The organism is Barnesiella sp. CU968, from assembly GCF_905219685.1.
Taxonomy (GTDB): domain Bacteria; phylum Bacteroidota; class Bacteroidia; order Bacteroidales; family Muribaculaceae; genus Lepagella; species Lepagella muris_A.
On the sequence record NZ_CAJMXD010000096.1, the window covers coordinates 1 to 8,843 of the forward strand.

8 protein-coding genes are annotated in these 8,843 nt (G+C 45.3%); 6 read left to right on the forward strand and 2 right to left on the reverse strand.

Annotated elements, in window-relative coordinates:
• Position 1: 1 nt before the first annotated feature.
• From kdsB to JX312_RS05475, 6 genes are all read left to right on the forward strand, one after another.
• Positions 2-748: a 3-deoxy-manno-octulosonate cytidylyltransferase gene (gene kdsB, locus JX312_RS05450; protein WP_239653814.1), complete on the forward strand. Its 747-nt coding sequence runs from the start codon at positions 2-4 to the stop codon at positions 746-748.
• 143 nt (positions 749-891) lie between these two features.
• Entirely contained in the window at positions 892-2,547 is a 1,656-nt protein-coding gene (locus tag JX312_RS05455) for a diphosphate--fructose-6-phosphate 1-phosphotransferase (protein WP_204457317.1), read from the forward strand.
• A gap of 121 nt (positions 2,548-2,668) precedes the next feature.
• On the forward strand, positions 2,669-3,172 hold the full coding sequence (locus JX312_RS05460; RefSeq protein ID WP_123406851.1) for a co-chaperone YbbN: 504 nt from the start codon (positions 2,669-2,671) through the stop codon (positions 3,170-3,172).
• A gap of 159 nt (positions 3,173-3,331) precedes the next feature.
• A complete protein-coding gene (locus tag JX312_RS05465) occupies positions 3,332-4,954 on the forward strand; it encodes an MFS transporter (protein WP_239653815.1) in 1,623 nt (540 codons plus the stop codon).
• An 8-nt stretch (positions 4,955-4,962) separates the two neighbouring features.
• Positions 4,963-5,895, forward strand: coding sequence for a Spi family protease inhibitor (locus JX312_RS05470; protein WP_204457319.1), 933 nt, complete (start codon positions 4,963-4,965; stop codon positions 5,893-5,895).
• On the forward strand, positions 5,892-6,164 hold the full coding sequence (locus tag JX312_RS05475; RefSeq protein WP_204457320.1) for a hypothetical protein: 273 nt from the start codon (positions 5,892-5,894) through the stop codon (positions 6,162-6,164). The genes JX312_RS05470 and JX312_RS05475 overlap by 4 nt, the downstream gene beginning before the upstream one ends.
• 83 nt (positions 6,165-6,247) lie before the next feature.
• On the opposite strand, the gene JX312_RS05480 is transcribed toward JX312_RS05475, so the two are convergent.
• Positions 6,248-7,177: a malate dehydrogenase gene (locus tag JX312_RS05480; protein ID WP_204457321.1), complete on the reverse strand. Its 930-nt coding sequence runs from the start codon at positions 7,175-7,177 to the stop codon at positions 6,248-6,250.
• Between the two features lie 196 nt (positions 7,178-7,373).
• On the reverse strand, positions 7,374-8,720 hold the full coding sequence (locus JX312_RS05485) for a hypothetical protein (RefSeq protein ID WP_204457322.1): 1,347 nt from the start codon (positions 8,718-8,720) through the stop codon (positions 7,374-7,376).
• Between the last annotated feature and the right edge of the window lie 123 nt (positions 8,721-8,843).

Consider the following 8,843-nt stretch of genomic DNA (forward strand, 5'->3'; position numbering starts at 1 on the left):
TATAGTTATAATCCCGGCACGTTATGAGTCATCCAGATTCCCNGGAAAGCCGCTCGCCAGAATAGGGGGGGAAGAGATGATAACGAGAGTCTGCCGACAGGTTGAGAAAGCCGGTGTCGAAGCTGTTGTAGCCACAGATGACAGCCGTATCAGGGAGTGTGTGGAGAAGGCGGGTTTCAGAGCCGTGATGACTTCGGACACTCACAGGAGCGGCACGGAAAGGGTAGAGGAAGCCTACAGGCTTCTTGGCAGTGACGCCGATGTGGTTATTAATGTTCAGGGTGACGAGCCGTTCATTCGTCCGGAACAGATTGAGAAACTGAAGGCGGTGTTCGAAAACAATCCCTCTGCCGATATCGCCACTCTTGCAATGCGTTTTGACGCCACCAGAGGTTTTGACGCGCTTTTCGATCCCAATCTTGTGAAAGTTGTTTTCTCACAGGATATGGATGCGTTGTATTTTTCCAGAAGCATTATTCCCTACGTTAGAAAAACGGATTGGAAAAACTGGCTGAAAGAGGCCGAGTTCCATACGCATATCGGTATTTACGGCTATAAGGCGTCTGTTCTTTCGAAGATTGTGCGTTTGCCCGAATCATCGCTTGAGAAAGCTGAAAGTCTTGAGCAACTGAGGTGGATTCAGAATGGTTTTGGAATCAAAATCGGACTTACTGAATTTTCCACAATAGGAATAGATACGGAAGAAGATCTCAGGGAGGCTGAAAAAATGCTTGCCGGGGAGGAATAATTTTTATATCCATACACTTTTTTTATCTTGATTATTTGGCATAAATTTGCTAACTTTGCAGGTGTTTGGAAACACAGTGCATAATTGCAGTGCCAGCGACAATCGGAATAAAACAAGGTAAAAACAAGATATTAAAATAAAACATGAAAAAGAGTGCACTCCAGCGAGTAAGAGCAGAGTATCAGCCCAAATTGCCCAAAGATCTTCAGGGCGATGTCAAAGTTAAATTCGGAGAGGCTACAGAGTCTGTGGCAAATCAGGCGGAAATCAAAGAGAGATTCCCCCACACATACGGAATGCCTATCGTTCAGTTCGAGAACAATGACAAGCCTGAGCGAGTGGAAGAGCCGTTTAATGTAGGTATCATTCTCTCCGGCGGTCAGGCTCCCGGCGGACACAATGTGGTAAGCGGTATATTTGACGGTCTTAAGAAATTGAACAAGGAGAACCGTCTTTATGGCTTCCTTATGGGTCCTGCAGGATTTATCAACCATCAGTACATGGAACTGACTGCAGGTTATATAGCGGAATATCGTAACACAGGCGGTTTCGATATCATCGGATCCGGTCGCACAAAACTTGAGACTCCCGAACAGTTCGAAGCAGGACTTAAGATACTCAAAGAGCTTAATATAAAGGCTCTTGTTATTATCGGTGGTGACGATTCAAATACCAATGCCGCAGTTCTTGCCGAATATTACAAGAATATCGGAGCCGATGTTCAGGTTATCGGTGTTCCCAAGACAATTGACGGTGACCTCAAGAACGAATGGATCGAGACTTCTTTCGGTTTTGACACGGCATGCAAGGTCTACAGCGAGGTAATCGGTAATATCCAGCGCGACTGTAATTCGGCTAAGAAATACTACCACTTTATCAAGCTTATGGGTCGTTCCGCTTCCCACATAGCTCTTGAATGTGCTCTTGAGACTCAGCCGAACATCTGTCTTATNTCGGAGGAAGTTCTCGCCAAACGCATGACTCTTGACAATATCGTAAGCTATATCTGCTATGTCATCGCAGAGCGTGCCAAATTAGGATGGAATTTCGGAACAGTCCTTATTCCCGAAGGTCTCATCGAGTTCATCCCTTCGATGAAGACTCTTATTGCAGAACTCAATGAAGTTCTGGTTGAATATGCAGACGAGCTTGAGTCGCTTGAGGAGAATGAGAAACTTGAGGCAATCCACAGTCATCTTTCTCCGGTGAACGCAGATCTTTACAAGATGCTTCCCAAGACAATCGCTCTCCANCTCAGCCTTGACCGGGACAGCCACGGTAACGTTCAGGTTTCGCTGATCGAGACAGAGAGCCTTCTCAGCGAAATGGTAGCGAAACGTCTTGCCGAGATGNCGGAGGATGGTCAGTACAGTGGCAAATTCGCGGCACAGCACCACTTCTTCGGTTATGAAGGTCGTTGCGCGGATCCTACCAACTTCGATGCTGATTACACATACGCTCTGGGTTACAATGCAGCTATGCTCATCAATGCAGGTCTGACCGGATATATGTCGAGCGTGCGCAATCTGACAGACTCAACAGAAAACTGGATCTGCGGAGGTATCCCAATCACCATGATGATGAATATGGAGCGTCGTAACGGTGAAATGAAGCCGGTGATTCAGAAAGCACTTGTGAACCTTAACGGACGTCCTTACCTCAAGTTTGCATCAATGCGTGAAACACTTGCTCTCAACACATTGTATCAGTATCCCGGTCCGATTCAGTATTTTGGTCCGGCAGAGATCTGCGACCGTCCGTCAATGACGCTGCTTCTTGAACATAACAAAGAAATATAATATTTCTCGGAAGTAGCAATTACGAAATAATATGTCGGGGATCTTGCAATTAAATTATTGTAAGGTCTCCGGCATTGTTTTTATATAAGTGAAAAAGTTTGTTTAATTAAAATGCCTTAATATGAGATATTCCAGGATATTTTATATTGTTTCCATTGTGGTTGTATTGGCCGGATGTGGGAAAAATAAGAATTACAGGACTCCAAGTGAGTTGCAAAGTTATGAGACAGTTTCAGATACTGTGAAAGTTGAATCTGGAACTAATGATGTCCGGAATGGCGATACCGGTGCTGAAAATGCAGCTGTGTCGAATCAGGAGTCGGTCGTATTGCATCAGATGGTGAGTAACGGAAAACCCAGTATCGTTGATTTCACAGCAAGCTGGTGTGGTCCTTGCCAGAGGATGAAACCAATTTTCTATAGTCTTGCAGATGATTTTAAAGATGAATATAATTTCATCTCTATAGATATAGATGAAAATCCTGAATTGGCAAATAAATATCAGGTGCAGGCTGTTCCGACTTTCGTTTTCCTTGATGCCGATGGCAATGAAGGGAATAGGATTACCGGCATGATTAGTAAGGAAGAGTTTCGGGATGAGCTTTTGCATCCGGCATGGTATTGAAGTGATTAGAAGCTGTTAAAAAATAATTTCATTGATTAGTCAAAAATCAATTAAAACTATATTATGTCAACAATTACAACTAAAGTTTCCGCTTCAGCTGGCTCGCTTNGGGATTATAGCTGGGCACGTTGGACGGCTCTCGGTCTTTTAGCGTTTGCGATGTTCTGTTCATATATATTTATGGACATCCTTTCACCTATCAAGGATCTTTTGCAGTCAACACGGGGATGGGATTCCACTGCGTTTGGAACAATGCAGGGTTCGGAGACATTTCTTAATGTGTTTATATTCTTCCTTATCTTTGCCGGAATCATTCTTGACAAGATGGGAGTGCGTTTCACGGCTGTCTTGTCAGGCGCAGTGATGCTTGTGGGTGCGGTGATAAACTGGTATGCCCTTACAGATTCATTTCTTGGCAGCAGTCTTGATGTTTGGTTCACAAACCATCTGAATTATATTCCCGGTTTCGATGAACTCGGCATATCTCCGTTCTATAAAGGAATGCCTGCTTCGGCTAAATTCTCCGCTGTAGGTTTCATGATCTTCGGATGTGGAGTGGAGATGGCAGGTATCACTGTAAGCCGTGGCATCGTGAAGTGGTTCAAAGGTCGCGAGATGGCTTTGGCGATGGGTTCGGAAATGGCTCTTGCACGTCTTGGCGTTGCCACATGTATGATATTCTCACCGGTTTTTGCAGAACTTGGCGGCACAATAAGCGTTTCACGCTCTGTGGCATTCGGAGTGGTGCTTCTTATGATAGCATTGATAATGTTTATTGTCTATTTCTTCATGGACAAGAAACTTGATTCGCAGACAGGCGAGGCAGAGGAGAAAGACGATCCTTTCAAAATCAGCGATCTCGGCAAGATTCTTTCAAGCTGGGCTTTCTGGCTTGTCGCTCTTTTGTGTGTATTGTATTATTCCGCGATTTTCCCCTTCCAGAAATACGCGGTCAATATGTTACAGTGCAATCTTGCGTTTACTGACGTAGCACCGGATTCCTTCTGGGGAAGTGAGGCGGTAAGTGTATGGCAGTATGTTGTGATGCTTATTGTAGCGTTCGCTTCTTTTGCAAGCAATTTCGGTAAAAACAAGATCGTGCGTACAGTCATGCTTGTTGTAGCCGTATGTTGCCTTGTCCTTTATTGCTGGATGGGTTATATGCGTCAGAGCGCGGCGGCTATTTTCGCGGTTTTCCCCCTGCTTGCTGTGGGAATCACTCCGATTCTTGGTAAATATGTGGACTATAAGGGTAAAGCGGCTTCTATGCTTGTGCTTGGAGCGTTACTTCTTATAGCATGTCATCTTACGTTTGCATTCGTTCTGCCTATGTTCAAAGACACTCCGGTAGGAGGTGTGATTGTTGCATACCTGACTATTCTTGTGCTTGGAGCATCGTTCTCATTAGTGCCGGCCTCTCTATGGCCAAGCGTGCCAAAACTTGTTGATTCCAAAATCATAGGTTCGGCGTATGCCTTGATATTCTGGATTCAGAATATCGGTTTGTGGCTTTTCCCGATGTTGATCGGCAAAGTGCTCGATTCTACAAATCCGCAGATTACAGAAGCACTTGCCAACGGCACCATGACGGAGGAAGTGGCTTCCATAAGTTATAATTACACAGCTCCTCTGGTTATGCTCGCCTGTCTTGGCGTTGCCGCACTTGTGCTCGGTCTTGTGCTTAAAGCTCTTGATGCCAAAAAGCATCTCGGTCTTGAACTTCCGAATGTCCAGAATGTTGTAGAAGTTGAAGAATCCGAGGTAGAAACTGCAGAACAGTAATTTAATAAATGAAATTTAGAATCCTGATATCACTCTTTGCATGTGTGGCAGTCCCGGCTGCCGCACATGCCGAGACTGTTTCCCGAAAGGAGGCAAATTCAATTGCCGGGACTTTTTTCAATGCCGCTTATGGAGAGGTTACGGCTCCGCCTCAGATGGTATGGAACGGACGGCAACTGACTACCGACAGATTGTTTTCCCCCATATATGTGTATAATTCGCCAAAAGGAGGTTATGTCATAATATCCGGAGAGAACAAGGCATATCCGATACTTGCTTACAGCAAGGTCCGAAAGTTTGATAAAGACAAGATTTCGGATGATGAAAAAGAGGTGTTAAAGACCTATGCGCGTGAGATTGAACTGATACGTTACGATCCCCGCATACCAGCCAAGGCAATGGAAGCATGGCGGAATATCCCGGAATATATTTCTGCCGTTCTCGCTTCTCCATATGATTCGGATGAATACAGAGCATTAGGGGAGGAACGGAAAGATATGCTTGAATCTCTTGCACGATCGGGAAATCAGATACTTATGCCTTCTGCTGTCGAATTCAGCCTGTACGATCCTGATGCATACCGTGAGTTGACTCTTGATGATGTCACAGCCGCCGATGATGAAATTCCGTTTAAATTTTATGAAGATTTCATACGCGAAGTCAGCAGAGAAAATCGTGAACGCGATATAAAACTTGAGGAAATCGTCTCTCCCTCGCGACCTGTGGTCAAAGCTTTGGGAGGCGGGCATTTTGAGATTTCTTTTCCGGAAAATATCAGAATGATGAGGATATACACCATCGGTGGAATGCAGATGATGGAAAAGTATTACAAGGAAACTTCGTTGATGAATATCGATATGTCAGTGTTGGGCTCAGGGTATTATATAGGTCTGGCTCTTGCTGACAGCGGAAATGTTTTCGGATTCAAACTTTACAGATGATGATGCGTAGTATCCTTAAAATGAAAAGTGTCGCCTGGGGCGCATTGGTGTTGGTTGTGGTGTGGCTGGGTTTTATTATCGGCACACCGGCGCCTTGGTGGACTTATACAAGCGTTTTCTTTGTGTTTATGATGGTCTTTTGTCATCTTGCCGCATTGTATATATATAAAGTGAGTCCGAGGGCGAGTCGTAAACTTGATGTAATCGCCATGATAATGGGCATACTTTTCATGGTAGCTTTGATTGTGATGACGATAGCATCCGCATAACGTTATTCCGCATAACGTTATATGTAATAAAAATAAACTCCCGAAGAATCTTCGGGAGTTTATTTTTATTACATATCGCGAGATTAAGCGGGGAGAGCGGCATTTGTTTTGTGAACAGCCTCTGCGCTTTTCTTGAAAAGCTCTTTCTCTTCCTCATTGAGGTCAAGTTCGAGAATCTTTTTGATACCACCTTTGCCCAAAACACAGGGAACACCGATGCAAAGATCGCTCTCGCCATATTCACCTTCAAGCAGTGCGGAGCAGGGGATGATTGCATCCTGGTCATGGATTACAGCCTCTACAACTTCTGCAGTAGCGGCACCGGGAGCGTACCATNCGGATGTGCCGAGAAGTTTTGTGAGAGTAGCGCCACCTACCATAGTGTCGGCAGCTACTTTGTCAAGTTCTTCGGCAGAGAGGAAGTTGCTTACAGGAATACCGCGAAGTGTAGCAAAACGCTTCATGGGAATCATTGTTGTGTCACCGTGTCCGCCGATAACGAAACCTTCAATTTCATTGGGGTTGGCGTTGAGGGCTTTGCTGAGATAATATTTGAAACGGCTGCTGTCAAGAGCGCCACCCATACCGATGATGCGGTTTTTGGGAAGACCTGACACTTTGTGGATAAGGTAGGTCATGGTGTCCATAGGATTGGAAACGCATACGATCACAGCGTTGGGGCTGTGTGCGAGAACGCTTTCAGTCACTTGTTTCACAATGCCTGCGTTAACACCGATCAACTCTTCGCGAGTCATGCCCGGTTTGCGTGGTATTCCGGAAGTGATGACAACGACATCGCTGTCTTTTGTCGCTTCATAGTTGTTGGTCACACCGGAAATGCGAGTGTTCATGTCGAGAAGGTTAGCTGTCTGCATCATGTCCATAGCCTTTCCTTCGGAAACGCCTTCCTTGATGTCGATCATTACAACCTCGTCTGCGATTTCACGAAGTGCCATAACATTGGCAGCTGTAGCGCCTACGTTACCGGCGCCTACTACGGTTACTTTTGACATAATTGTCTGTAATTTATGTGATTAATACTGGTAATTATTCTATCTTAGTTTCGCCCCCTTTCAGAACGAAACCCAATCAGCCACAAAATTAGGGAAATAATTCCTTAATTCAAATCAAAAAGACAATTATTTTTTAAGCATGCTTCTGTATCTCGAAAACTGTCTCGAAAACCGGTATGTCGAAAATCAAGGAGGTTTAGAATGAAAATGATACGAATGCGCCCAGTCTGCGCGCCCAGGCGGTGTCTCCGTTAAAGTTCATCCGTCTGCCAAGATCGAATTCCATGGCACAGGATATCCGAGGGGTGAGAAACCAGAATACGTTGGCTGCCATGTACAATCCCTGTTTGTATTGGTCTGGAGCCACATCGTGACGAGGTGCATAGCGTGCGCCTCCGAAAGTAGCGCTTGCGAATATCATCGGAGTGAAGTTATATTGGATTCCCGCGTATCCGCCATAACAGAACGGAGCGTAAAGTTTTCCGGGTTTGTCGGGATCTGCCACAAGATCATAGGCACCCATCAGCCAGTCGCCGCCGAGGCTGCCATATCCTTTACCTCCGTTCAGACAGCCATAGACGGTTATGGAATAGAACGGGCGGAATATAGTGCTGCCTTGAATGCCGAATCCGGTTTTGTTATGATTCTTGCCCATCAACAGATCGCGGTAGGGGAGAGAGCGATATATCGCGGACAAGCGTATGTGGTTTGATTCACCCCATCCGTATTGCATGAATGCCGCTATATCCGGAATGTATTGAGATACTTTCTCAATCTGTTCCGGAACTGTCTCAATCTGGTCGGAGGGCATTTCTGCCGATACAGCCACCGAGAACCCCTTCGGGAGTCTGTGTAACCATCTTATCAGTACGGAAGTGGCTCCGATTTTAGAATTCGGTCCCGATGGATCAACAGTCGGAGGCTGTGCGGACGGATCACTGAAAGTGGAATTTGTGTAACCGAATGTCCAGTCGTTGATTGATGCGTATGCTTTTTTGAGGCGGAAATCGCGGACTTCATATCCGTTAAAGTTTGCCTCTATATATACCTGATAGTCTCCCAATGTCTTGTTTCGTCCCAACACCCTGAAAAATAGTGCGGTTCCGGCGGGTGTTGAACCGAGTTGCCGTTTTTTCGCAGGATTCTTCTGCATCGGAATCAGATATGGAGCAAAACCTGATGAAGGAATAGCTCCGCCCCAGTCGAAATACCCCCGCATTCTTACACATCCGCCTATGCCCATCGCGAGTTTGGAATCTTTTGACAGAAATAAAAAGTAAGGAGCAAGAGGATCCTGGAAATGTCTGAACTGGTCTTCATAGAATTTTTGAATCATGACGGATGTGGAATCGTTATCCGGCTCATCACCTTTCCCGAAATATAGAATCTTGTGATTGGAAATTGCCGAGTCCATCCGGATTTCTTCAAGAGGGCGCTGATTCTGTGCATGAACAGATAGGGATAGACCCAATGTACACACTGCAGTCAGCGTGATGCTCCTTATAAATGTAATTGAGATAGGGATGCGGGTGAAAGTCTGCATGGGATATGTCTGTTAGATGTTTTAAAACACTATTAAAAAGAGTGCCTATCACTAGTGTCTCTTAAAAAGTGTTAATCAAATTCGAGGTCAAGAGTTGGATGGCAATTTGCTATTTGTGCTGGC